General features: G+C 58.3%; 22 protein-coding genes. 16 read left to right on the top strand and 6 right to left on the bottom strand.

Annotation, left to right across the window (positions count from 1 at the left end):
• Positions 1-10: 10 nt before the first annotated feature.
• From nadA to nadC, 3 genes are read left to right on the top strand one after another with little or no spacing between them, the layout of a single operon-like run.
• Positions 11-982: a quinolinate synthase NadA gene (gene nadA / locus MRBLMR1_RS27445; RefSeq protein ID WP_500066985.1), complete on the top strand. Its 972-nt coding sequence runs from the start codon at positions 11-13 to the stop codon at positions 980-982.
• Positions 979-2,532 carry an L-aspartate oxidase gene (locus tag MRBLMR1_RS27440; RefSeq protein WP_500066984.1) on the top strand — a complete coding sequence of 518 codons (1,554 nt, stop codon included), beginning with the start codon at positions 979-981 and terminating at the stop codon, positions 2,530-2,532. Before nadA ends, MRBLMR1_RS27440 begins: the two co-directional genes overlap by 4 nt.
• 15 nt (positions 2,533-2,547) lie before the next feature.
• Positions 2,548-3,393, top strand: coding sequence for a carboxylating nicotinate-nucleotide diphosphorylase (gene nadC / locus MRBLMR1_RS27435; RefSeq protein ID WP_500066983.1), 846 nt, complete (start codon positions 2,548-2,550; stop codon positions 3,391-3,393).
• 224 nt (positions 3,394-3,617) lie between these two features.
• On the opposite strand, the gene MRBLMR1_RS27430 is transcribed toward nadC, so the two are convergent.
• The 4 genes from MRBLMR1_RS27430 to MRBLMR1_RS27415 all read right to left on the bottom strand — a co-directional run bounded on the left by MRBLMR1_RS27430 (position 3,618) and on the right by MRBLMR1_RS27415 (position 8,043).
• Positions 3,618-4,817: an MFS transporter gene (locus MRBLMR1_RS27430; RefSeq protein ID WP_148144526.1), complete on the bottom strand. Its 1,200-nt coding sequence runs from the start codon at positions 4,815-4,817 to the stop codon at positions 3,618-3,620.
• A 101-nt stretch (positions 4,818-4,918) separates the two neighbouring features.
• Positions 4,919-5,656, bottom strand: a complete 738-nt coding sequence (locus tag MRBLMR1_RS27425; protein ID WP_148144525.1) for a LytR/AlgR family response regulator transcription factor — start codon at positions 5,654-5,656, stop codon at positions 4,919-4,921.
• A complete protein-coding gene (locus MRBLMR1_RS27420; protein ID WP_500066982.1) occupies positions 5,653-7,308 on the bottom strand; it encodes a LytS/YhcK type 5TM receptor domain-containing protein in 1,656 nt (551 codons plus the stop codon). The genes MRBLMR1_RS27425 and MRBLMR1_RS27420 overlap by 4 nt, the downstream gene beginning before the upstream one ends.
• A 105-nt stretch (positions 7,309-7,413) precedes the next feature.
• Positions 7,414-8,043, bottom strand: a complete 630-nt coding sequence (locus tag MRBLMR1_RS27415; protein ID WP_500066981.1) for a GntR family transcriptional regulator — start codon at positions 8,041-8,043, stop codon at positions 7,414-7,416.
• A 113-nt stretch (positions 8,044-8,156) separates the two neighbouring features.
• Here MRBLMR1_RS27415 and MRBLMR1_RS27410 point away from each other — a divergent pair, with 113 nt between their 5' ends.
• From MRBLMR1_RS27410 to MRBLMR1_RS27390, 5 genes are read left to right on the top strand one after another with little or no spacing between them, the layout of a single operon-like run.
• Positions 8,157-9,584: a M20 family metallopeptidase gene (locus MRBLMR1_RS27410; RefSeq protein ID WP_148144522.1), complete on the top strand. Its 1,428-nt coding sequence runs from the start codon at positions 8,157-8,159 to the stop codon at positions 9,582-9,584.
• A complete protein-coding gene (locus MRBLMR1_RS27405) occupies positions 9,581-10,300 on the top strand; it encodes an ABC transporter permease (protein ID WP_148144521.1) in 720 nt (239 codons plus the stop codon). Before MRBLMR1_RS27410 ends, MRBLMR1_RS27405 begins: the two co-directional genes overlap by 4 nt.
• Positions 10,300-11,022, top strand: a complete 723-nt coding sequence (locus MRBLMR1_RS27400) for an ABC transporter permease (protein WP_148144520.1) — start codon at positions 10,300-10,302, stop codon at positions 11,020-11,022. The genes MRBLMR1_RS27405 and MRBLMR1_RS27400 overlap by 1 nt, the downstream gene beginning before the upstream one ends.
• Positions 11,019-11,798: an ABC transporter ATP-binding protein gene (locus MRBLMR1_RS27395; protein ID WP_404945492.1), complete on the top strand. Its 780-nt coding sequence runs from the start codon at positions 11,019-11,021 to the stop codon at positions 11,796-11,798. The genes MRBLMR1_RS27400 and MRBLMR1_RS27395 overlap by 4 nt, the downstream gene beginning before the upstream one ends.
• A 37-nt stretch (positions 11,799-11,835) precedes the next feature.
• Positions 11,836-12,681, top strand: a complete 846-nt coding sequence (locus MRBLMR1_RS27390) for a transporter substrate-binding domain-containing protein (RefSeq protein WP_148144519.1) — start codon at positions 11,836-11,838, stop codon at positions 12,679-12,681.
• A gap of 121 nt (positions 12,682-12,802) precedes the next feature.
• On the opposite strand, the gene MRBLMR1_RS27385 is transcribed toward MRBLMR1_RS27390, so the two are convergent.
• Positions 12,803-13,645 carry a D-hexose-6-phosphate mutarotase gene (locus MRBLMR1_RS27385; protein WP_500066980.1) on the bottom strand — a complete coding sequence of 281 codons (843 nt, stop codon included), beginning with the start codon at positions 13,643-13,645 and terminating at the stop codon, positions 12,803-12,805.
• Positions 13,646-14,107: 462 nt separating this feature from the next.
• On the opposite strand from MRBLMR1_RS27385, the gene MRBLMR1_RS27380 reads away from it, so the two are divergent.
• From MRBLMR1_RS27380 to MRBLMR1_RS27370, 3 genes are read left to right on the top strand one after another with little or no spacing between them, the layout of a single operon-like run.
• On the top strand, positions 14,108-15,586 hold the full coding sequence (locus MRBLMR1_RS27380) for a DUF4153 domain-containing protein (protein ID WP_500066979.1): 1,479 nt from the start codon (positions 14,108-14,110) through the stop codon (positions 15,584-15,586).
• A gap of 54 nt (positions 15,587-15,640) precedes the next feature.
• Positions 15,641-16,345, top strand: coding sequence for a response regulator transcription factor (locus MRBLMR1_RS27375; RefSeq protein WP_148144517.1), 705 nt, complete (start codon positions 15,641-15,643; stop codon positions 16,343-16,345).
• Between the two features lies 1 nt (position 16,346).
• Complete coding sequence (locus MRBLMR1_RS27370; RefSeq protein ID WP_148144748.1) at positions 16,347-17,360, top strand: sensor histidine kinase; 1,014 nt, start codon at positions 16,347-16,349, stop codon at positions 17,358-17,360.
• Here MRBLMR1_RS27370 and MRBLMR1_RS27365 read toward each other — a convergent pair.
• Positions 17,357-18,178, bottom strand: a complete 822-nt coding sequence (locus MRBLMR1_RS27365) for a glycosyltransferase family 2 protein (RefSeq protein ID WP_148144516.1) — start codon at positions 18,176-18,178, stop codon at positions 17,357-17,359. The two genes, MRBLMR1_RS27370 and MRBLMR1_RS27365, sit on opposite strands and share 4 nt — an antisense overlap.
• Positions 18,179-18,453: 275 nt before the next feature.
• On the opposite strand from MRBLMR1_RS27365, the gene MRBLMR1_RS27360 reads away from it, so the two are divergent.
• The 5 genes from MRBLMR1_RS27360 to MRBLMR1_RS27340 are packed head-to-tail and all read left to right on the top strand — an operon-like array spanning position 18,454 to position 23,211.
• Positions 18,454-19,242, top strand: a complete 789-nt coding sequence (locus MRBLMR1_RS27360) for an NAD-dependent epimerase/dehydratase family protein (RefSeq protein WP_148144515.1) — start codon at positions 18,454-18,456, stop codon at positions 19,240-19,242.
• Complete coding sequence (locus MRBLMR1_RS27355) at positions 19,235-20,014, top strand: glycosyltransferase family 2 protein (RefSeq protein ID WP_206827184.1); 780 nt, start codon at positions 19,235-19,237, stop codon at positions 20,012-20,014. Before MRBLMR1_RS27360 ends, MRBLMR1_RS27355 begins: the two co-directional genes overlap by 8 nt.
• Positions 20,014-21,180 (top strand): DegT/DnrJ/EryC1/StrS family aminotransferase, encoded by a 1,167-nt coding sequence (locus tag MRBLMR1_RS27350; RefSeq protein WP_148144513.1) that lies wholly within the window; start codon positions 20,014-20,016, stop codon positions 21,178-21,180. The genes MRBLMR1_RS27355 and MRBLMR1_RS27350 overlap by 1 nt, the downstream gene beginning before the upstream one ends.
• Before the next feature lie 3 nt (positions 21,181-21,183).
• Positions 21,184-22,269 (top strand): GDP-mannose 4,6-dehydratase, encoded by a 1,086-nt coding sequence (gene gmd / locus MRBLMR1_RS27345; RefSeq protein ID WP_500066978.1) that lies wholly within the window; start codon positions 21,184-21,186, stop codon positions 22,267-22,269.
• 12 nt (positions 22,270-22,281) lie between these two features.
• Positions 22,282-23,211: a GDP-L-fucose synthase family protein gene (locus MRBLMR1_RS27340; protein WP_500067045.1), complete on the top strand. Its 930-nt coding sequence runs from the start codon at positions 22,282-22,284 to the stop codon at positions 23,209-23,211.
• The last annotated feature ends 19 nt before the right edge of the window (positions 23,212-23,230 follow it).

The raw sequence follows: 23,230 nt of genomic DNA, 5'->3' as shown, positions 1-23,230 counted from the left end.
GAGGTTATCGATGAATTCGCCGGTTTCCATGTTGTCGCTCTATGAGCGCGTCCGCAGAGTCATGCCTGAAGCGGAGTGGTTGTCGCACCAGAAAGATGTTGACGCGATCCTCGAGTTGAAACGAAGCCGTAATGCGGTAATCCTCGCGCATAACTACCAGACACCGGAAATCTTCCATGGCGTTGCCGATATCGTTGGCGACAGTCTGGCGCTCGCTCGCAAGGCAATCGATGTAGAGGCAGACGTGATCGTTCTGGCCGGCGTTCATTTCATGGCGGAAACCGCAAAGCTGCTCAACCCGGAAAAAACCGTGCTCATCCCGGACATGGGCGCCGGCTGTTCGCTGGCAGAATCCATCACGCCGGAAGACGTGGCGCTTCTGCGTCAGGCCCATCCCGGCGTGCCGGTCATCACCTATGTCAACACGTCGGCGGCCGTCAAAGCGGCGTCGGATATATGCTGCACGTCAGGCAACGCAAAGAAGGTTGTCGAATCCCTCGGTGTGTCGAAAGTCCTGATGATCCCGGATGAATATCTGGCACAAAACGTGGCCCGCGAGACAGATGTCGAGATCATAGCCTGGCACGGCCATTGCGAAGTGCATGAGCTTTTTACCTCCCAGGATGTGCGCGACCTGCGTGATGCGCATCCCGGCATCACCATTCTGGCGCATCCCGAATGTCCACCTGACGTGGTGGCGGCAGCTGATTTTGCCGGCTCCACGGCTGTCATGTCGGACTATGTCGGAGCCAAGAGCCCGGCGCGCGTCGTTCTTCTGACGGAGTGCTCGATGAGCGACAACGTCGCGGTCGACCATCCAGGCGTGGAATTCATCAGACCCTGCAACCTCTGCCCGCATATGAAGCGCATCACGCTCTCCAATATCCGCCAGGCGTTGGAAGAAAATCGCCATGAAGTGACAGTCGATCCCGCCGTGGCAGCAGGCGCACGGCTTGCTGTCGAAAGGATGCTGGCGATATGACGGAGTATCTCGATCGCTTCGCCGACCAAGTCGTGGTGGTCGGAAGCGGGCTCGCGGGACTGGTCACGGCGTTGACGCTGGCGCCGCAGCCGGTTCTGCTCCTGACACGGGCGGCACTGGGGGCCGAAAGCTCCAGCGCATGGGCGCAAGGCGGCATCGCCGCAAGCCTTGGCGATGACGACAGCGTCGGCCTGCATCTAGCAGACACGCTGGCAGCAGGCGACGAATTGTGTGACGCCGACGTCGCGGCTGCGATCCTCGCAGACGCACCGGCCGCGATCGCATCGCTTGAGAGTTTCGGCGTGCAGTTCGACCGGAGCCCTGACGGAGCCTATTTGCTTGGACTGGAGGCTGCACATTCACGGCACCGCATCGCCCATGTCGCCGGCGACGGATCGGGAGCTGCGATTGTGCACGCCCTCGTGGAGAAGGTTAGCCGCACACCATCGATCACAGTCATGGAAGGCATCGAAGTCCGCCGCTTGCTGAAGACAGATGATGTGTTGTCCGGTCTTATCTGCGCAAGCCGATCGGGGCCTCTCGTCATTCCTGCAACGCGGATCGTTCTCGCCACGGGCGGACTTGGCGGTCTTTACGAAACGACCACGACCCCGAGCGGCAATTACGGGCAAGGCATCATGCTCGCCGCCCGTGCCGGCGCCAAGCTTGCCGACATGGAATTCGTACAATTCCATCCAACCGCGCTCGACGCCGCCAACTGGTCCGCCGGGCGGCCGCTGGCACTTGTCAGCGAGGCGGTGCGTGGCGAGGGCGCTATTCTTGTCAATGACAGGAACGAGCGGTTTCTGGCCGATCAACCGGGTGCCGAGCTTGCCCCACGCGATGTCGTTACCAGAGCTATCAGCGCCGAAATTGCCAAAGGCAGCAGGGTGTTCCTCGATGCGAGAGAGGCTTTGGGGCAAGGCTTTGCCAACCGTTTCCCGACAATAACGCTTCTATGCCGAGAAGCCGGTGTTGACCCGTTGCGAGAGCGCATTCCCGTTCGGCCTGCCGTTCACTATCACATGGGCGGCGTCGCAACCGATCGTCAAGGACGCAGTACTCTCGATGGCCTCTGGGTTGTCGGCGAGGCCGCCTCGACCGGCCTGCATGGCGCAAACCGCCTAGCCAGCAACTCGCTTCTTGAAGCCGCGGTCATGGGCATGAACGCCGCCCGCGATATCCTTGCGAGGCCAAGGTCAATGGCCCCGATATGCAACGCGATCGAGCTGCCGGTATCATCGGATCTTTCGTTTGTACGACCCATCGTCTCTCGCAGTCTCGGTGTGCTGCGCAATTCACAGACGATGAGATCTGCGATCGGAAGCCTGCTGCCATTGGTGGAACAGGATGGGGCGGCGGCAGATCCAGCTCTTGTCGCTATTTCCATCGCCGTCTTTGCATTAATGCGGGAAGAGTCACGTGGCGCCCATGCCCGAACCGATTACCCGCTCAGCCTCCCGGACGCTCGGCGCCAAAGAATGACACTCAGTGCAGTGCTGGCCGCCGCGCGCCAAATGGCGCCCCTATCCCTCATTCACAGTGCTTAAAGAGCGACATACGAGATGATTGCGACGCTTCCCCGGATCGTTATCGAACCCACAGTACGCAACGCCCTAATCGAGGACTTGGGACTTGCCGGCGATATTACGTCAGCAGCTGTTATTCCTGTAGGACATCGCTCACGCCTTGCGATGGTCAGCCGCAACCCAGGCGTGATTGCCGGTCTCGATGCCGCCGAGCTTGCGTTTCAACTCATAGATCCGGCGGTTGGCATGGTTCGCCATATGGAGGACGGTTCTGTGGTGAAGCCCGGCGATGTGATCGCCACCATCGAAGGGCCTTCCCGCGCCTTGCTGACCGGCGAACGTACTGCACTGAACTTTCTCGGCCACCTCTCCGGTATAGCGACCGTGACAGCGAGCATCGTGTCAGCCATATCAGGCAGCAAAGCGTCGGTCGTCTGCACCCGCAAGACGACCCCGGGATTAAGGTCGCTCGAAAAATACGCAGTACGAGCCGGGGGCGGCATGAACCATCGTTTCGCGCTGAACGATGCGGTTCTCATCAAGGACAATCATATCGCGATTGCCGGCGGCATTGCAGAAGCTATCCGGCGCGCGAAGGCGGGCGTTGGGCACATGGTCAAGATAGAAGTTGAGGTCGACACGCTCGATCAGCTGCTAGAAGCCCTGCAGATCGGGGTCGATGCCGTCCTGCTCGACAACATGACGCCGGTCCAATTGCGCCAGGCGGTCAATCTCGCCGCCGGTCGGGCGATTACCGAGGCTTCCGGCAATATCAATCCGACGACAGCAGCTGAAATCGCCGCCTCCGGCGTGGATCTGCTATCAGTCGGCTGGATCACCCATAGCGCACAGGTGCTGGATATCGGATTGGACTACATTTAGAGCGCGATATGCCTCGACGATATGAAGTTTGCCGTCCGAACGCCGCACAAGAAACCCGACAAGACGCCCACCCTCAAGGCGATCGGGCCAGAGCTTTGACCGGCCATCTACAGCTGCATATTTCCAAAGCCTCGCCAATGGCGAGGCTTTGAAGCGTTGGCTGCACGCGGCCAGGATGGCTTCAGATATCACGAAGTGAAGACATCTGAAGGATTTCTCGACGTTCAATGTACGGTCGCGGTCTTTGCGTGATGCGACCGGCTTGGCCAAAGGCTGATCGAGCACAGAAGCGAGGCGAACAGCAGCAGCAGCGACAGGTAGAATGTCGGCAGGAAGCCGCCGAGGACGAAGGAAACGATCGAACCGACGACACTGCCGATACCGAAGCCCAGATAGATCAGGCCGTAGTTGCGGGCGAGGTTGGTCAGGCCGAAGAAATCGCTGACGAGGCCCGGATAGACGGTGATCGTTCCGCCGAACGAGAAGGCAACGCAGGCGACAGCGAAGAAGAACGAATATTCATTCAGCGGCACGAAAAGCAGCATGGCCATGCCGGTCAGGGCGCAGGCAAGCGCGATACTGATGATGTGGATACGGGCAATCTTGTCCGACAAGATGCCGAGAACGAGCCTGCCCAGCAGGTTAGCGGCAGCGATGATGGCGACGGTATCGGCTGCAACCGAAGTCGACAGGCCGACGTAACGCTCACCGACATCCTTTGCGACACCGATCAGGTATAGGCCACTCATGCAGACGGTGAGGAACATCAGCGCCAGCAGCCAGTACCTTGGCTGACGGACGGCCTCTGCCAACGTGTAATCCCTTGCGCCGGCACCGGCTGTCTGAGCACGGGTTTGCGGAGCCTCGCTGATGAGCAGCGCGCCGCCGACAACCAGAACCAGGGCCGCAATCGCCCACAGGCCGAAAGCGCTTTCCATGCCGAAACGGTTGATCAGCTCGAGGTTCAGGTATTTGAAGCCGAGACTGCCGAGACCATAGGCGCCGATCGAAAATGCCGAAGCCAGGCCCTTGCGCTCGGGAAACCATTTGACGCAATTCGACAGGGTGAGCAGATAGCCGGCGCCATCGGCCGCGCCGATCAGAATGCCGCCGTAGATATAGAGCAGCGCGAGATTGCTTGCCGTCGAGGTCAGATAAAGGCCGAGGCCAAGCGCAAGGCCGGCGGTGATTGCGACGCTGCGAAGCCCGAACTTCTCCTGCAGTTTTCCCGAGAGCGACGAGCCGACGGCAAGTGCCAGGCTCAGCAGACCGAAGGTGAACGCAACCTGGGTCAGCGGCTGCGAAAGCTTGGCTGAAAGTCCCTCGTTGAACAGGCTCCATGTGTAGACCGAACCGAGGCCGAACTGGCACAAAATGGTGCCGACAAGTGTGAAATAACGCTTTGAATTGGAAAGAGCGGTCATCCGCGTTTCCTCCTTTATGAATATGGAGGAAACCTAGGCCGCTCTTTATTCCGTCTGTTCGAAAAAGGCGTGAACTGCACGATCGGTGGAATGAATGGCAGTCAGAGCTGCATGAGTTGCTTGAACTCTTTCAAGTGAGACCGGCTGACCGGAATTTCGACATCATCGAAATTGTGCAGCTTGATGACATAGGTACCATTGAACCACGGTGAGATCTCGCGGATCTTGGACGTGTTGATGCACCAGGAGCGATGGCAGCGGAAGAATGTGTCTGCCGGCAGCTTTTCGGCGAAATCGCCAATGCTGGTCGGAATGACGAAATGCCCTTTGACGGTATGTACATAGGTCAGCTTCTCGTCGGCACGGGCGTAATAGATAAGGTCCGCCGGCAGCACGAGGATGCTGTCCTTGCGCGGAATGTTGACCGTGCGCTTGGCTGCGGTAACCGGCTGGGGTACCGGCTCCGCCGATGCTGCCGGGGCCGGTTGATTTTCCAGCTTCTTCAGCGTGTTGGCGACACGCTGCTCATTGAAGGGCTTGAGGATATAATCGAACACTTCGAGCTCGAAGGCTTCGGCCGCATGTTCCTTGTAAGCCGTGACGATGACGATCTTGGGCGGATTGCTCTGCTTGTGAAGGCTGCGCGCCAGCGTCATCCCGTCGATCGACGGAATGTTGATGTCGAGAAACACGACGTCGAGATCATGTTCCTGCATATAACGCAGGGCCGCAAGGCCATCTTCCTGCGTTGCCACGACCTCGATGGAACTATGGTTCTCGATCAACCATTTCAGCTCGTCCCGCGCCAGATATTCGTCTTCAACGATCAGGGCCTTCATGCGGCTTCCTTGTTTTCGAGCGGCAGATCGAAGCTCACGGACGTACCCGGTTCAAGCCTCTGGATCGTCAGCCCCTGGCCATGCAGCAGCTTCAGGCGCTCATTCACGTTCATCAGACCAATCCGGTCGCGCACGGCCTGGCCATTGGCAACCGCTTCGATGACTTCGGGATCGATACCCTTGCCCGTATCGCGAATGGTGACATTGACCCGATCGGTAAGGCGCTTCACTGCGATATGGACTTCGCCCGGCTTCGGCTGTGACTGGATGCCGTGCAGGATGGCGTTTTCGACCAGCGGCTGAAGTGAGAGGCTTGGGATCTCGACATTCACGTCATCAACATCGAACGTGACCGTCAATTTTGGCCCGAAACGCGCCTGCTCGATCGCCACATAGTCCTGCACCTGCCGCAACTCGTCCTTTATGTCGATCATGCCGTCGCTGAGCGAGAGGTTCTGGCGCAGATAATCCGCAAGCTTGGCAATCACCTGCCGCGCCTCGTCGGGGCGAAGCCTTACAAGAGACGAGATGGCGTTGAGCGCATTGAAAAGGAAATGCGGATTGATCTTGCTCTGAAGTGCGCGGAATTCCGCCTTTGCCGCCATCTCGCGCAGAGCTTTTACGCGCGACAGTTCCATCTGCGTCGAGATCAGCTGCGACAGGCCGACACCGAGTTCACGCAGTGAATCCGTGATCATGTCCGGCTTGGCGAAGAAGATCTTCAGCGTGCCGGTGACAAGGCCGTTCTCGCGCAGCGGCACGATCGCCACGGAACGGAAATCCGCCGCCGGATAACGATGCAGGTTGTTGTCGATGGTGATACGGTCGTTGCGGATGGCATCGGCCGTCAGTTCACTCAGATGCTTGTGCTTTTTCTCGTCGTAATATTCGTGACCGATACCGACATAGGCAAGGACATGGTCGCGGTCGGTGATCGCCACCGCGTCCGCCCCCAGGCATTCGTGAATCACGCCGCAGACCTTTGCGAAAGTATCATCCTGCACGTTCTGGAAAAACGGCAGGGTTCGGTTGGCGATGATGAGTGCAAGCTTTGCCTGATGGGCTGCCGTCAGCTCCTTCTCGTCCTCGATATCCTGAATGCGCTTGATGATCATCCCGGTACACATGGAGCCGATGATCATCGGCCAGGCGATTTCCGCAACGATCGCGCTGCCGACACCAACTGGGGCCAGAAGCAGGATGAGCAGCATGGTCAGGCATTCGCAGGCCATGCCGGCAAGGCTGCCGGTCAGCCAAAGCCACCTGCGGCGACCGCGATAGTGGATAACGGTCGATAGAAGCCCGGCGCAGATGCTGCTGATCAGGCAGGCGGTTGCCGACGGGCCGTGGATGTCGATCAGGAAACGGTGCAGGCCGGAAATGATGCCTGCGGGGATGCCGACCCACGGCCCAAACAGAATACCGCCGGACATGATGGCGATGGTGCGGACGTTGACGAGCGCGCCTTCGACCGGAATGCCCATATAGGTGCCGCCGACCGCAAAGCCGGAAAACAGTGCGGACAGAAAGGCAAGTTCAAGCCCGCTGAGCCTGCCTTTCCAGAGCACGTTCTTGAAAAGGCGCGTGCGTCCGAGAAAGAACAGCACCATCAGCATCAGCGCTGCGCGTTCGAAAAGAGCAAGTAGAATCATAATGAACCGAAAAACGAGCGAGTGAACCGAATCTCGGCCGATCTGAATGGGTCGAATTGAAAAACTGACGGGATTGTGCGACTTTTGAGCAGGAATTGAAACCGGCTATTTCTGCCGGATGTGCCGCTCGATGAGTGTCCTGAGCCGCATCTCGTCCTTCCCTTCGATTGCATTGACCATCTCGTGGTGTTCCGCAGCCGAAACCTCGATCCTCGATCGCGTATGCCACTGCGACACCGGGGCGGAGGACGTACGCTGCCGCAGTTCCGCAATCACGCTGTGCAGTTCCACGTTTCCGGCAAGATCGACATAAGCGCGGTGAAAGGCGAGGTTTGCCTCGTAAAGCTCGAGCACCGTGCCCGAAAGAAGCAGGCCCTGAAACCGGTTCGCCAGATCTCTGAGACCCGCGATATCCGCCGTCGTCGCATGTGCAATGACTTTTCCGGCAATACCGGTCTCCAGCATGATGCGGATCTCGGCGATATCGTCCCACTGCTTTCCGTCACTCAGATAGACATGATAGCCGCGATTGGGGACATGCTCGACAACCCGCTTGAGGGCGAGACGATCGAGTGCGCGGCGAATTTCGTTGCGGCCGCGGCCATAACGCATCTCGAGATCGATCTGCTTGAGCCACGTGCCGGGCGCATATATGCCGGACTGAATATCCTGCAGGATCAACTGGGTCGCATCCCGCTCTCCATCCACGTCGGTAACCGTCTGGGAACCCGTCATCACCACTCTCGAAGCCCGCATACCTGCTCAATAAATAATCAAAAAGAAATGTTGCGCAAATGTTATTCCGTAAATAGGATTGGTACCAATTTTGTCAACAAAAGACCGATAGCATGAAAAATTCCGACGCCGTCTGGGAACTCGTCGACAACAAGACGCCCGATTATGCCCGCCTCGCCGACCAGGTATGGGACACACCAGAGGTGAATTACGAGGAATTTTCTTCCAGTGAAGCGCATGCGGCACAGCTTGAGGCGGAAGGTTTTCGGATCATCCGCAATGTCGCAGGCATGCCGACAGCGGTGATGGGCGAAGCCGGCGAAGGCGGCCCGGTCATCGCCATTCTTGGTGAATACGATGCCCTGCCCGGCCTCAGCCAGGAAGCCGGTCTCGCCGAAGAACGCCCGCTGGTCGCCGGCGGTCACGGCCATGGCTGTGGGCATAACCTGCTTGGTTCCGGCTCCCTGCTCGCGGCAGCAGCCGTCAAGGATTACCTCGCCGCCAACAACCTGCCCGGCCGTATCCGTTATTATGGCTGCCCGGCGGAAGAAGGCGGCTCCTCGAAAGGTTTCATGGTTCGCGCCGGCGTGTTCGATGATGTCGATATCGCCATCTGCTGGCATCCGGCCGCTTTTGTCGGCGTCAACAATCCGGTCTCGCTTGCCTGCAATGAGCTGAATTTCCATTTTTCCGGCCGCGCATCGCATGCGGCTGCCACGCCCCACCTCGGACGTTCCGCTCTCGATGCTGTCGAGCTGATGAATGTCGGCGTCAATTATCTGCGCGAACACATGCCGTCGAGCGCACGCATTCACTACGCCGTCACGGATACTGGCGGCCATGCCCCGAACGTCGTCCAGGCCCGTGCCACGGTCCGTTACCTTGTGCGCGCACGCGACCTGCCGGACCTCCTCGAACTCGTGGATCGCGTCAAGGATGTCGCAGCCGGCGCTGCCCTGATGACCGGCACGACAGTCAGAAGCGAAATCATAAGCGGTGACGCCAACCTCGTCGGCAACACGCCGCTCGAGACCCTGATGCACGGCCATATCGAGCGTATCGGCCTGCCGGATTTCGATGATGCCGATCGCGCCAAGGCTGCCGAATTCCAGAAGACGTTCACGCCGGCCGACATCAAGTCGTCCTTCCAGCGTTTCGGTCTCAAACCCCGCCCCGGCGTGTCGCTCTGCGACGTGATCTTCCCGCCGGAAAGCGGCGATACATCGATCGTCGGCTCCACCGATGTCGGCACCGTCAGCTGGGTGGTTCCGACCGTGCAGGTGCGCGGCGCCACTTACGCAATCGGCACGCCCGGCCATTCCTGGCAGCTGGTCGCGCAGGGCAAGCTGCCGGCAGCCCACAAGGGCATGGCCCATGCAGCCAAGGTCATGGCCTCGACGGCTGCGGATCTCTTCGCAAATCCAGAACGGATTGCCGAGGCAAAGGCCGATTTCGCCTATCGCCTCGAAGGCACGCCCTTCGTCAACCCGATCCCGGATGACGTCGATCCTCCGATCCCGCTCGTCCAGGATGCTGCATGACACAACCCTCCTTTCTCGATCTGATCGGCAGCGGGCCGGATGGCTGGGGACCGGCGCTTGCCGCCGGTGCGATGATGACGATCCTGATCGCGCTCGCAGGCTATGCCATCGGCATGGTCTTCGGCGCGCTCGGCGCATGGGCAAAGATTGCAGGCGGACCGGTTGCCCGCGGCGTTGCCGGCACCTACACCACGGTGCTGCGCGGCATTCCTGATCTGCTCGTCATCTACCTCTTCTATTTCGGCGGCAGCACGGTCATTTCCGCCTTCGGCCATCTCTTCGGCGCAAGCGGCTTCATCAGCTTTCCCGGTTTTCTCGCCGGTGCACTCGCCGTCGGCGTCACCTCCGGCGCTCAGCAGACGGAAGTGTTTCGCGGCGCCTACAAGGCCGTCCATGCCGGCGAACTTGAAGCGGCGATTGCCTGCGGCATGCCTCCCTTCCTGCGCTTTCGCCGCATCATCGCGCCGCTGACCTTGCGCTACGCCCTGCCCGGCATGGGCAATGTCTGGCAGATCGTGCTGAAGGAATCCGCCCTCGTGTCGATCACCGGCGTTGTCGAATTGCTGCGCCAGTCGCAGATTGGTGCCGGCTCCACCGGTCGCCCTTTCGACTTCTATTTCATCGCCGCCATGATCTATCTCGCCATCTCGACCTTGTCGGGCGCGCTGCTGCAGTTCAGCGAAAAGCAGTTCACCCGCGGTGTCCGGAGGGGCTGATGGATTTCCTGTTTCTCTACGAGACGTTTGTCACGCTGATCTCGGCCATTCCGACGACGCTGCAACTGGCTGCAACATCGGTGGCTTTGGGAACCGTCCTCGCACTCGGGCTGGCGCTCTGCCGGCTCTCCGGCATTGCCCCTCTCGACTGGTTCGCCCGCGCTTATATTTTCATCTTCCGCGGCACGCCGCTGCTCGTGCAGATCTTCCTGATCTATTACGGCCTCAGCCAGTTCCGCGGCGTACGCCGCAGCATGTTCTGGTTTATCCTGCGCGATCCCTACTGGTGCGCGATCATCGCGCTGATGCTATGCACCGCCGCCTATTCCGCCGAAATCATCCGCGGCGGCCTGCTGTCCGTACCGCATGGCCAGGTGGAAGCCGGCCGCGCCTGCGGAATGTCACGTTTTCTGGTGTTCCGCCGCATCGTCATGCCGCTGGCAATCCGCCAGTCGCTGCCGGCCTATTCCAACGAGATCATCTCCATGGTCAAGGCGACCTCGCTCGCCTCGATCATCACCATCATGGAAGTGACGGGCGTTGCCGCGAAGCTGATTTCCGAAACCTACCGGGCGATCGAAGTCTTTATCGTTGCAGGCGCGATCTATCTCGCCATCAATTTCCTGCTCACCCGCATCGTCGTCCTGACAGAATATCGCCTGAGCCCGCATTTGCGACAAGCGCCCAGCCTTCAGCCCGTTGCGGCAGGAGAAATGAAATGACCGCAATGACACCCAATACTACACCTGCGATCGAGGTCCGCGGACTGCGCAAGAGCTTCGGCCCGGTCGAAGTGCTGAAAGGCATAGACCTGACGGCGCATGAGGGCGAAGTCATCTCCATTCTCGGTTCGTCCGGTTCCGGCAAATCGACCATGCTTCGCTGCATCAACATGCTGGAAACACCCGATGCCGGCGATATCAGCGTGGCTGGCGAAAAAATATCTCTCAAGCGCGATGCAAGGGGCCACGGGCATATTGTCGACCGTCGGCAGGTCGAACGCATCCGCTCCGAACTCGGCATGGTGTTCCAGAGCTTCAATCTCTGGTCCCACAAGACGGTGATCGAGAACATCATCGAGGCGCCAATCCATGTGCAAAAACGGCCGAAGGCGGATGTGATCGCCGAAGCCGAAGCGCTGCTCGAAAAGGTCGGCATTGCCGACAAGCGCAATCATTATCCCTCGCATCTTTCCGGCGGCCAGCAGCAGCGTGCGGCAATTGCGCGGGCGCTCGCCATGCGCCCCAAGGTCATGCTGTTCGACGAGCCGACATCGGCGCTCGACCCGGAACTGGTCGGCGAGGTCCTGCGTGTCATGCGCTCGCTTGCCGACGAGGGCCGCACGATGCTGGTCGTCACCCACGAAATGGGCTTTGCCCGCGACGTATCCAGCCGGGTGATCTTCCTCCATCAGGGCGCAATCGAGGAACAGGGTAGCCCGGAGGAGATGTTCACCCACGCGCAGTCGGAGCGTTTTCGCAAATTCATCAACGCCTGAGACCAATGAATACCCAACAAGGAGACGGGTAACGACAATGACAATCATCAAGACACTGGCTGCCGGCATGTTCGCAGCGATGACGCTTGCGACCGGCGCTTTCGCGCAGGAAAAGACGGAAATCACCATCGCCACCGAAGGTGCATTTCCTCCCTATAACCTCACCCGCCCGGATGGCACGCTGGACGGGTACGATGTCGAGCTGGCGCACTATCTGTGTGATCACATGAAGATCAAGTGCACCATCGTTGCCCAGGCTTTCGACGGCATGATCCCCGCGCTTAACGCCGGCAAGTTCGACGCCATCATGGCCGGCATGTCCGCCACCGAAAAGCGTAAGGAAGTCATCGATTTCTCGATGTCCTACGGCAGCACCGGCCAGGCTTTCGCCGTGCTGAAGGACAGCGACCTTTCCAGCATGCCGCTGAAGGACGCGCTTTATTCGCTCTCCAGCAATCAGGAAGGCGCACGCAAGGCCGTCGAAGAGCTGAAGCCGCTTTTGAAGGGCAAGATCATCGGCGTGCAGACCGCCTCGATCGCGTCGCGCTTCATCGACGAATATCTCAAGGACACCGTCGAAAAGCGCGAATACAAGACCACCGAACAGCATGACCTCGACCTGATCGCCGGCCGCGTCGACGTGATCATGGCGTCGATGGGCTATCTGAAGACCGCCGTCGAAAAGCCGACCAACAGCGATATCGAAATCGTCGGCCCGCGCTTCCAGGGTGGCTTCCTCGGCGCCGGCAGCTCCGTCGGCCTGCGCAAGAGCGATACGGCCCTGAAGGCTAAGTTCGACGAGGCGATCACCGCCGCCAAGGCTGACGGCACGCTGAAGACCTTGTCGATGAAATGGTTCGGCTTCGATCTGACCCCGCAATAATTCTGCGATCGAGGGGCAGGCGCCGCTGAAAGCGCGGCGCCTGCCCCTCACGAAAGATTTTTTACCGACATTAAAGACGGTAATCACACTACGAATGATCGCCTGCGGCGCATTCCGGAATTTATCGATCGCCTTGAATATCTTCCATTTTCTGGACCCCGCGCCACGTTGCGCCAGGAGCAAGAGAGATAGGCGCGTCAATAGCCGCAGCCTCGACGCAGACAAAATGCCGCCAGGCATCATCGGGCAGATCGGCGATGGTGGCGCAACGTTCCGGGCCAGGATTCCATACCACGGTATCGGGCATGCCCTGCGTAGAAATCCGTAACTGACGAGCGCCCTCTTCGAGGGTGAGCGCCCCCGTGGTGCTGTAATAAATGCGGTCCAGCGGGCGGTCGATCAGCAGTCGCGCGCTCGTCTCAGTATCGATGACATTATCCTTTAGCTTGTCTAGATAGCGGACATTCTGCAAGCCGGCGATGGCTACGTTCGCGATCTCCGTCACCCGGAAGTAAGTGTGGAGCGCTGCGGTAAAGGAGAAAACCTCGGCCCCTGTATTCGATACCGAAAACGCGATCTCCAGGCTGTGGTCCGCAACTGCCACTTGAAGTTCAGCTTGGAAAGCGTGCGGCCAAAGCGCGCGAGTCTCGTCTGTATCGCGAAGCTGTAACCGCGCAATCTCGGCGCCATCTGCACCACCCGGAACCGGCGTCCAGATCTGGTTGCGGAAGAAACCGTGCAGCGGCAGATCGCCGAGGGTGGAGAATTGCGGAAAGCAGATTGGCGCGCCGCCACGCACCGCGCTACCCGGAGAAAAATCGGCCAGCTCCGATAGATAGATGTTCTCCGTACCTTTCGCAGACTGCCAGGAAGCCAGTTGAGCGCCATGATGCAGAACGGCGGCCGCCGCGCCTCCCGGTGTCGTCAGGTACGATTTCGAGGGAGCTGGTTGAAATGAATTCATGATGTCTTTCTCTTCCCATGGAGCCGCGCCAGGCGACGTTGTCATTTTTGTACAGCAGACACATGGAGTTGAGTATGCGGCAAAGCTACCACGTACGGTCAGCGGAGCTTGGCTGCACGATCCTGCTTCAAGCCCGCCAGCGCCATTTGTGGAAAGCCCGTTTTAAGATTATCTGCCGGAGAACATGCATTCTCCCAAAGGCATCTCGATGAAGTCGGCTCGGTTCGGACCAAAATCCTGAATATCTCCTCATGGCCTGCACATAATCTGCAAATGCCATGGGCATTCTGCCGACATGAAAAAGCACCTCATTCCCGATCGCTCCACCCTTCCCCGCTTGCCCTATCGCCTCCTCGCCGAGGACTGGTGGCTTGGAGAAGATTTTCGCCGTGAAGGCCCAGATCCATCTGTCGGCCGCGGTGAGGAAATTCATCTCCATTGGCATGAGCGCGGAATTCAACCATGCAACTGACCCATCCCCAATTCATCATTACGAACGCCTTCTCAAACGGCAAGAGGCGTGTAGCCGTTCTTGCCGCGACGGTCGCACTTGCGGATTTTCTCTCTTTCAGACAAGCATTTGGCCTGAATCTTTTTCTTTTGCCGATCTTACTTACTTGCGCCATTCTGATTTCGGCACGCAAACCGACGCATCCAGTTACCGCCGCTGTCTATCTCTGCCTCTCCGCCATCGCATCAGCACCATTGCTGGAAGCACCGACGGCGAGCGGGTTCATTATCTCGATGGCAGCAGTGATCCTTATCGCCCTCAAAGCCGCAAAACTTCTGCCGAAAAGACCGGGCGCAATCCCTCTCGTTCTTCTGCGTTTCATGCCATCGATGTTGACCGGATTGCCGAAAACCTACCGACGATATTCACGTTCTCTATCCGGTCGAACGATCTTTGGTGCAGGGCTGAAATCGCTTACCGGCTGGATGCTGCCACTCGGTATGGGGCTGGTTTTCCTGCTTCTGTTCAGCGCCGCCAATCCGTTGATCGAGATGGGCCTTCACAATATCGATCTGCGGTTCATGTTGAACCTGCTCGATATCAGCCGGCTGGCGTTCTGGCTGGCTGCGGCAAGCTTGATCTGGGCTATGATACGCCCACGATTGACACCAAAACGCAGGCGATCGTCGATAGATCCCGTGGGGGATAGCCCAATAACCGGCCTCCTCGATCACAGGGCACTTGTCCGCTCCCTGGCGATATTCAATCTGCTCTTTGCCATGCAAACCGCGCTCGACCTCATCTACCTTTGGGGCGGTGCAGAATTGCCGGCAGGAATGAGCCATGCCGAATATGCACATCAAGGCGCCTATCCATTGGCGGCAACCGCATTGCTGGCCGCAGCATTCGTGCTCATTGCCATGCGCCGGGGCGGGCCAGGGGACGCGAGCCGATTAATTCGCGCTCTCGTCATTGCATGGATCATCCAGAACGTCCTTCTCTGCCTGTCATCCATTCTAAGGCTCGATCTTTACGTGGAAGCCTATTCGCTGACGCATCTGCGGCTTGCTGCGGGTGTGTGGATGGGACTGGTTGCAACCGGCCTGATGTTCATCCTCTTGCGGATAGCATTGCGACGTTCCAACGAATGGCTGATTTCGATGAACCTCTTAACTTTGGCAACAGTTCTATACTTTGGGGCATTCCTCGACTCTTCAGCGTTTATCGCGCGGTTCAATGTCGAGAACAGTCTGGAATTTTCCCAACATGGAACGCCACTGGATATCCACTATCTTGCCTCGCTTGGCCCCTCAGCCATTCCGGCGCTTGATCTTTACCTATCCGCCGCGCCCGAAGATGGCGACAAAAGACGTCTGGCAAGCTTTGCGAGACAGCACCTTGCTTTCCCGATCACATCGCGGCCCCAGGCGTGGCGCAGCTGGAGCTACCGGCAAGAGAGGATGAAAAACTATTTGCTGACAAGGCTTTGATTGGGCCATGAAACGACGATATCACCGACATGGTCGAATATCTCGGGAGACATCATGCCACTCCGCATCCTTGTTGTTGATGACGAGCCGAACATCCGCGACGTCATCTGCTTTGCGCTGGAACGTGCCGGCATGATGACCGAAACGGCACGGAACGGATCTCAGGCCATGATGGCGTTTCGTTCCGGCAGGGTTGACCTCATCATTCTCGACATCGGCATGCCGGATATGGACGGGCTGGATCTCTGCCGTCAGATCCGAAAGACTTCTTCGATCCCGATCCTTTTTCTCTCTGCAAGGGATGAAGAGATCGATCGGGTTTTGGGATTGGAAATCGGCGGAGATGACTATGTTACAAAACCTTTCAGCCCACGCGAATTGGTTGCGCGGGTCAAAACCATCCTCAAGCGCAGCGGTGTTTCGGGCATAACCGAAAAAAATGAGCAGGGTGTGGTCGCTGGTGGTCTGCGGCTGGAACGAGCTAGCCGCACTGTAAACGTCAATGGCACTCCCATGACGCCCACCGCTCTCGAATTTTCGATCCTCGAAACCCTGATGACGCGCCCGGACATGGTTTTCAGTCGCGAGCAATTGATGCAGGCCGCCTACGGACCCGGAACGTATGTCTCCGACCGTACGATCGACAGTCATATCCGCAATATAAGGGCGAAGCTGGCAGCGACCGGCGCCGATAACATCATCACAACGGTCCATGGCGTCGGCTTCAAGCTGCGCGCGAACAATGAGCGAGGCAGCTGAAATGCCGGCTCCGCAGGTCAAATCGAAATGGCGGCCACCGATCGCGCTCATCGTCTATTCGGTGCTTCTATCGATCATGATGTTGCCAATCATCAGCATCATCTGGTTTCGAGCAACAGACAGCGCTTCCTTGACGACGTCGACGGAGGCCGCCGTACTTCTTGTTGTGTTTCTCGTAACCCTAGCGGTTGCCTATGTTCTCAATCGAAACATTGCCGGCCCTATCAATGCGCTGATTGTGCGATCGAACGAGATTGCCCAAGGCGGGAGAGCCGCGATCCGGCCGCTTGAAAGCTACGGCACGCGCGAAGTCGCAACCTTGTCCCAGAGCTTTCTGGATCTCGCCGGCAAACTTGTCGATCGCAGCGAATATGTGCGTTCCTTTGCTGCACATGTGTCGCATGAACTAAAATCGCCCCTGACCTCGATCCGCGGGGCGGCAGAGTTGATGCTCGACGATGGTGACGATCAGGTTATGACCAAGGCCGAACGCCTGCATTTTCTCGAAAACATCATCGACGATTCGAAGCGGCTTGACCTGTTGCTGGAGAGACTTCGCGAACTCGCTCAAGCAGAAACAGCGCTCCCCGTCGACAAAATCTGTGCCGACGAGATCCAAAGCATGCTTCAGGTCCGCTTTCCCGATTATGTGATTGCTGTATCAGGACAATCGGCGGCTCGCTTCGCGCTTCCGATTGAGGCGGCCAATGTGGTCTTCGCAAACCTCGCGGAAAATGCTTTCCAGAATGGTGCAACGCGCCTCGATCTTAGGGTGGAAGCCAACCGGCTTTCCACCAAGATCTTCGTAGCGGACGATGGGAGCGGGATATCGGACGCAAACAAGGACCGTGTGTTCCAGCCATTTTTCTCGACCCGGCGACTGGATGGCGGAACGGGAATGGGGCTTGAAATCGCCCGTACGATGCTCGCCTCGCACGCAGCAACAATCACGCTGCAAAAATCATCCTGCCAGGGCACCGTTTTCCTGGTTACCGTTCCGCAATCGAGAGGCTAGATGGTTGGTCCAGGCACTTCCGGCACTTCTCCGCCAAGAATGCGGTCCGCAAACGAGATTTTGGAGATGCCATGGCGAGTGAGAAGCTCCTGGTCCTCATGCGAACGGAATTCCGCCTGCTGGGTCGGTGACGAGTAATATTTGCCGATCAGCATCGGCAGACGCACCATTTTTAGCCCTTTTTGATGCACCGCGCCCCAAAACAACGTATCGCCAATCGATTTGATGATCGATCCATCGTTGAAATAACTCGGATAATATTTCCCCAACGCTGCGGCATGCCAGAGGGTCGCCGGACCAAAAGTGCCGCGTTCACCGGACCCCGAGCCCAATCTCAGCCGCGAATGTGGTTTGGGCGGCCACTCGGATACGAATTCCGAAGCGATAAGCAAAGGCGCCTTGAACGGCTGATCCAGATGGGAGTCATCGAAACAGATCAGCCACTCGCCGCCAACGAGCGCCGCCGACGAGGCGCAGGACGCTCCAACCATCATTTCCACTGCATTGGTGGCCAGGCGATCGTCAAGATTGAGGTTCATGACATAGAACGACTTGTTGAGCGCGACGGCTGCAGCCCACGCTTCGTAGATCGAAAGTGGGCCTGAGAACACGTAGCAATCCGCATCCAGCCAATCCGGCGGCGTATCACCATTGTCGAAAATGTAGATCATGCGCACGCCAATACTCTGGCGGCGCAGATTAACATAATGGGATTTTAGAAGATCGAGCTTGTTTTGCTGCCGATGCCAGACCGCGCAATACACGGTAACCAGAGCGCCCTCAAAATCGCTCTGCGTCCTCACTCGGGTATAATGCATATCGGGGAATTCCTTCGCCGTAAGGTTCGCGCATGGAACAAGCGTCATTTATTGTTAACGAGGGATGGCATGCGTCGGGCGTTCACGTCAATTGCCATAACCACGATTTCTGGGGCCTGAACCGTGAGTCTTCAAGCCTGTTACTTGGATGAATCTCTGCGCTGCGAAACCCTTCGTCACGCATAACAAGGGCATAGAATGCAGCAGGCAGTCGGCTCCACTTCTTATTGTCGATGGGCTTCGTCTCCGGCCCATGTCCGTAGATGGTGTGATCAATGCGAATCCTGGTGACCGGTGCAGGCGGGATACTGGGGCGGCATGTGATTTCACATCTGGCCCGCCTGTGTCCTGATGCGGAAGTAATCATCAACAAGATCGACCTGACCAGCCTGGATGCCGTGCGGGCGCAGTATACGGCAGCCTCAGTCGATAAGATTATCCACCTTGCTGCTCTGGTTCCTGTCGCCTCGGTCAAGGCAGATCCTGCTCGTGCCTACGCGGTGAATGTCGGCGGCACGATCAACCTTCTTTCCGCGCTGGAGGGGCAGAAGGCTTCGTTTGTGTTTTGCTCTTCAAGCCACATTTACGCGCCATCAGCAGAGCCAATTTACGAAGAAGCGGAGAAGGTGCCGGCATCGCTTTACGGCCGCACCAAGTGGCAGGCGGAAAGCGTTGCTGCAGATATATGCGACGCCACAGGGCGGGCCTTTCTCGCAACGCGGCTTTTCTCCATTCACGACCCTGCCCAAACGGGCTCGTTCCTGCGCCCCTCTGTAGAACGTCGTCTTGCCAATGAAGATCTGACGCAGCCTTTCGAACTGCCTGGCGCAGACAGCATCCGTGATTTTCTGCCTGCTGAGAAGGCAGCCGAATACGTGGTGCGCCTTGCCCTTTCTTCAGCAACCGGTCCTGTCAATGTCGCCTCTGGCAGTGGCACGACGATACGCGATTTTGTTCAGGGATTGAGCCCGCATCCTCTCGAAATCCGAGCTACCGGCAGCGCCGATACTCTCGTTGCCAATATTTCGCGGCTTAGACAGATCCTAGGAGACCTTAATGTCTGAGACTGTTTCCATTGTCATTCCAACCTTCAATCGCGCGGGCATGCTACCTGTGGCGATAGAGAGTTCGCTGAACCAGACGCGCCCCGTCGAGGTTATCGTTGTCGACCACGGATCGACAGATAACACAGCGGAGGTGGCGTCATCCTACGGTGATCGTATCCTCTACATTCGCCGCGAACGCGACTTCGGCCCGCATTTTTGCTGGCTGGAAGGCGTGCTGCATGCCAAGGGTGACTTCGTGCACCTTCAGTATGATGACGACTGGATCGCTCCGAATTTCATCGAGGCTTGCCTTTCCGTTATCGGCGAAGACACCGGCTTTGCATTCAGCGGCGCGGATGTGGTCGATGGACCGGGGCTTCCGACCAAGCTTCGCCAGTTCGTAGAGTGGCTACCCGAAACCGGCATATTCGCTGTCGAGGCTGTCGAGAAACAGATCCTCGGCTCGCTGATTTCGCCCGGTGCAGCCGTCTATCGCCGCCAGATCCTGCTCGATGCTCTCTATCAAGGCCGGCTGCCGCTGCAGACGCACGAATATCGCGGCGTCGGCCCTGACGCCTTTGTCTCGCTACTCTCGATGCTGCGTTATCCCAAGGTCGGCTTTGTCAAAGAGCCGCTCGCCTTCTTCCGCGCTCATGAGGGATCCATCACCATCGATGCTTTTGCGTCCGGCGAGAAGACCCTGAAACTTCGCGCCGCCTATGCCGAAGTCACCCGCTATTATCTGGAAATGAAAGTGATGCGCTCGGTGCGCATCAGGGAGGCATCTTGATGTCCGCACTTCGTCCTATCCGCCTCGCCGAGGAAACCATTGCCCAGGACGAGCTTGAGGCGCTCTCCGAATGGATGCTCGCGGGCAACCGACTGACCAAGGCCGAGCAGACGCTCGCCTTCGAAGAAGAGTTCGCGACCTGGATGGGCAGCCGGCATGCGGTCTATGTGAATTCCGGCTCCTCCGCCAACCTCCTGATGATCGCCGCGCTGAAAGAAGCCGGCCGTCTGCGCAATAACAAGGCGATCGCCGCCGGCGTCAGCTGGGTCACCACCGTCTCGCCCCTGTTGCAATTGGGCTTCGACGTCCGCCTGTGCGATTGCGATCCCAATTCGCTCGGTATCGACCTCAACCACCTGGAGGATCTGTGCCGCACTGATCCCCCGTCGCTGCTGATCCTTGTGCATGTGCTCGGCCACTCCGGCGACATGGATGCGATCCGCGACATCTGCCAGCGTTATGACATCGAGCTTTTAGAAGATTCGTGCGAAGCGCTAGGCTCTACATACAAGGGCCGGAAACTCGGCTCGATCGGGACGGCAGGCAGCTTCTCGTTCTATTATGGCCACCATATTTCCACCATTGAGGGCGGCATGGTCGTCACCGACGACAGCGACCTGCACCAGCTGATGCTATCGCTGCGATCGCATGGATGGAGCCGCGACCTGCGGCCGGACCTGCGCAAATCTCTGGCTGACGAGAATGGTATCGACGAGTTCAAGAACCTCTACACCTTCTATCACGCCGGATATAACCTGCGCTCGACCGACCTTCAGGCGTTCCTCGGACGTTCGCAGCTGAAAAAACTCGACCATATCGTTGAGCGCCGGCGCATCAATTTCGAGCTCTATCGCAAGGCATTGCCGGACTTCTTTTGCCAGTCGGGCAATACGGAAGTTCTTTCTTCCTTCGCCTATGGGACGTTCATTGAAAACCGGCTTGAAACCTACAAGCACATCAATGCGCTCGATATCGAATGCCGTCCGTTGATCTGCGGCAACATCGCGCGCCATCCCTTCTGGCTCAGGGACCATTCGCAGCCCGCGCTACCGAACGCAGACAAGGTGCACGATTACGGTATCTACCTGCCGAACCATCATAACCTGAACGAGGCGGATATTGCGCGTGTGGCTGAAGCCTTCGCAGCAGTCGCTCGTCCCTGCTAAGGAATGACTACCATGACCAACAAGGCTGTGAAACGCGCACTGATTACTGGCGTCACCGGGCAGGACGGTTCCTATCTGGCTGAACTCCTGCTCGAGAAAGGTTATGATGTTCACGCCATCAAGCGCCGTTCATCGAGCTTCAATTCCGGGCGCATCGACCATCTTTACGAAGACCCGCACGAAACCGAACGCCATTTTACCCTGCATTACGGCGACATGACCGACTCCACCAACCTGATCCGCATCATTCAGGAAGTGCAGCCGGATGAGATTTATAACCTTGCCGCACAGAGCCACGTGCATGTGAGCTTCGAAACGCCGGAATACACCGCAAACGCGGACGGCATGGGCACATTGCGCATCCTCGAAGCGATCCGCATTCTGGGCATGGAAAAGAAGACTCGCTTCTATCAGGCCTCCACATCCGAACTTTACGGCAAGGTGGTCGAGACACCCCAGAAGGAAACCACCCCGTTTTATCCGCGTTCGCCTTACGGCGTCGCCAAGCTCTACGCCTTCTGGATCACGGTCAATTACCGTGAATCCTATGGCATGCATGCCTCCAATGGCATCCTTTTCAATCATGAAAGCCCGCGTCGCGGCGAAACTTTCGTGACCCGCAAGATCACCCGCGCCGTGGCCGCCATCGCTGCTGGCGATCAGGATCGGTTGTATCTCGGCAATCTCGACGCCAAGCGCGACTGGGGCCACGCCCGTGACTATGTCGAAGGCATGTGGCGGATTCTCCAGCAGGATGAACCAGACGACTACGTCCTGGCCACCGGCCGCACCGTCAGCGTGCGTGATTTTGTCAGTACGGCCTTCAAGGTTGCCGGCATCGATATCGAATGGAAGGGCGAAGGTGTCGATGAACGCGGCTTCGAGCGTGGCACGGATCGCTGCCTCATCGAGGTCGATCCGCGTTACTTCCGCCCGACGGAAGTCGATCTCTTGCTGGGGGATCCTGCCAAGGCTAAGGAAAAGCTCGGCTGGACAGCAACCACCACGCTGGAAGAAATGATTACCGAGATGGTCCAGTCCGATATTCGCGAACATGGGAATTCGGTGCATCAAAGGGACAAGGACTGACAGATGAAGCCGCTGTTCGAGCTTGAGGGAAAACGGGTCTGGGTGGCTGGCCATCGCGGTATGGTCGGCTCGGCGCTCGTGCGGCTTCTCTCAAGGGAAAACTGCGAGGTACTGACCGTGCCGCGCAGCGAAGTAGACCTGCGGGATCAGGCTGCGACGCGGCGCTGGCTTGTGGACACACAGCCGGATGCCGTCATCATGGCGGCAGCCCGTGTTGGCGGCATTGCGGCCAACAGCACGTCGCCAGTCTCCTTTCTCTACGACAATCTGATGATCGAGGCGAATGTCATCGAGGGTTCGGCGCGCGCCGGGGTGGAGAAGCTTCTTATTCTCGGCTCGACCTGCATCTATCCGCGTGACGCGGAACAGCCGATCCGCGAGGAATCGCTGCTGACAGGTCCATTGGAAAAGACCAACGAATGGTATGCCATTGCCAAGATTGCCGGCATCAAGCTTTGCCAGGCCTATCGGCAGGAGCAGGGACTGGATTTCATTTCGGCACAACCCACCAACCTTTACGGTCCCGGCGACAATTACGACCTGGAAACAAGTCATGTCCTGCCGGCGCTGATCCGCAAGGCACATGAGGCCAAACTGAACAATGCAGACAGTCTGACGATCTGGGGCAGCGGTAAGCCGCTTCGGGAGTTTCTTCACGTCGACGATCTGGCAGAGGCAGTCGTCTTCCTGTTGCGTAACTATTCCGACGCTTTGCCGGTCAATATCGGCTCGGGCGAAGAGCTTTCGATCGCCGATGTCGCCCATCTTGTCTGTGAAACCGTAGGCTTCGAGGGACCGCTCTCCTTTGATCGTTCGCGACCGGACGGTACGCCGCGCAAGCTTGCCGATCTCACTCGCCTGCATGGCCTCGGCTGGGACAATGCCCGGCCGCTGAGAGTGGGCTTGAAGCAGACCTACGAGAGTTTTCTGGCCAGCCAGTAGGCAGGTGGGGAGCCGTTCA

This window comes from Neorhizobium sp. LMR1-1-1.1 (assembly GCF_040675795.1).
GTDB classification, from domain to species: domain Bacteria; phylum Pseudomonadota; class Alphaproteobacteria; order Rhizobiales; family Rhizobiaceae; genus Neorhizobium; species Neorhizobium cellulosilyticum.
The sequence above is the reverse complement of the archived record's forward strand: the minus strand, read 5'-3'. Positions and strand labels throughout refer to the sequence as shown.

Bases quoted from the DNA above. Each gene is read 5' to 3' on its own strand.
- MRBLMR1_RS27380 (WP_500066979.1), top strand. From the start codon at position 14,108: ATGCAACTGACCCATCCCCAATTCATCATTACGAACGCCTTCTCAAAC.
- MRBLMR1_RS27360 (WP_148144515.1), top strand. From the start codon at position 18,454: ATGCGAATCCTGGTGACCGGTGCAGGCGGGATACTGGGGCGGCATGTG.
- MRBLMR1_RS27400 (WP_148144520.1), top strand. From the start codon at position 10,300: ATGGATTTCCTGTTTCTCTACGAGACGTTTGTCACGCTGATCTCGGCC.
- MRBLMR1_RS27355 (WP_206827184.1), top strand. From the start codon at position 19,235: ATGTCTGAGACTGTTTCCATTGTCATTCCAACCTTCAATCGCGCGGGC.
- MRBLMR1_RS27375 (WP_148144517.1), top strand. From the start codon at position 15,641: ATGCCACTCCGCATCCTTGTTGTTGATGACGAGCCGAACATCCGCGAC.
- MRBLMR1_RS27395 (WP_404945492.1), top strand. From the start codon at position 11,019: ATGACCGCAATGACACCCAATACTACACCTGCGATCGAGGTCCGCGGA.
- MRBLMR1_RS27430 (WP_148144526.1), bottom strand. From the start codon at position 4,817: ATGACCGCTCTTTCCAATTCAAAGCGTTATTTCACACTTGTCGGCACC.
- MRBLMR1_RS27410 (WP_148144522.1), top strand. From the start codon at position 8,157: ATGAAAAATTCCGACGCCGTCTGGGAACTCGTCGACAACAAGACGCCC.
- MRBLMR1_RS27370 (WP_148144748.1), top strand. From the start codon at position 16,347: ATGCCGGCTCCGCAGGTCAAATCGAAATGGCGGCCACCGATCGCGCTC.
- MRBLMR1_RS27415 (WP_500066981.1), bottom strand. From the start codon at position 8,043: ATGACGGGTTCCCAGACGGTTACCGACGTGGATGGAGAGCGGGATGCG.
- gmd (WP_500066978.1), top strand. From the start codon at position 21,184: ATGACTACCATGACCAACAAGGCTGTGAAACGCGCACTGATTACTGGC.
- MRBLMR1_RS27440 (WP_500066984.1), top strand. From the start codon at position 979: ATGACGGAGTATCTCGATCGCTTCGCCGACCAAGTCGTGGTGGTCGGA.
- MRBLMR1_RS27390 (WP_148144519.1), top strand. From the start codon at position 11,836: ATGACAATCATCAAGACACTGGCTGCCGGCATGTTCGCAGCGATGACG.
- MRBLMR1_RS27425 (WP_148144525.1), bottom strand. From the start codon at position 5,656: ATGAAGGCCCTGATCGTTGAAGACGAATATCTGGCGCGGGACGAGCTG.
- nadA (WP_500066985.1), top strand. From the start codon at position 11: ATGAATTCGCCGGTTTCCATGTTGTCGCTCTATGAGCGCGTCCGCAGA.
- MRBLMR1_RS27385 (WP_500066980.1), bottom strand. From the start codon at position 13,645: ATGAATTCATTTCAACCAGCTCCCTCGAAATCGTACCTGACGACACCG.
- MRBLMR1_RS27350 (WP_148144513.1), top strand. From the start codon at position 20,014: ATGTCCGCACTTCGTCCTATCCGCCTCGCCGAGGAAACCATTGCCCAG.
- MRBLMR1_RS27365 (WP_148144516.1), bottom strand. From the start codon at position 18,178: ATGCATTATACCCGAGTGAGGACGCAGAGCGATTTTGAGGGCGCTCTG.
- MRBLMR1_RS27420 (WP_500066982.1), bottom strand. From the start codon at position 7,308: ATGATTCTACTTGCTCTTTTCGAACGCGCAGCGCTGATGCTGATGGTG.
- MRBLMR1_RS27405 (WP_148144521.1), top strand. From the start codon at position 9,581: ATGACACAACCCTCCTTTCTCGATCTGATCGGCAGCGGGCCGGATGGC.
- nadC (WP_500066983.1), top strand. From the start codon at position 2,548: ATGATTGCGACGCTTCCCCGGATCGTTATCGAACCCACAGTACGCAAC.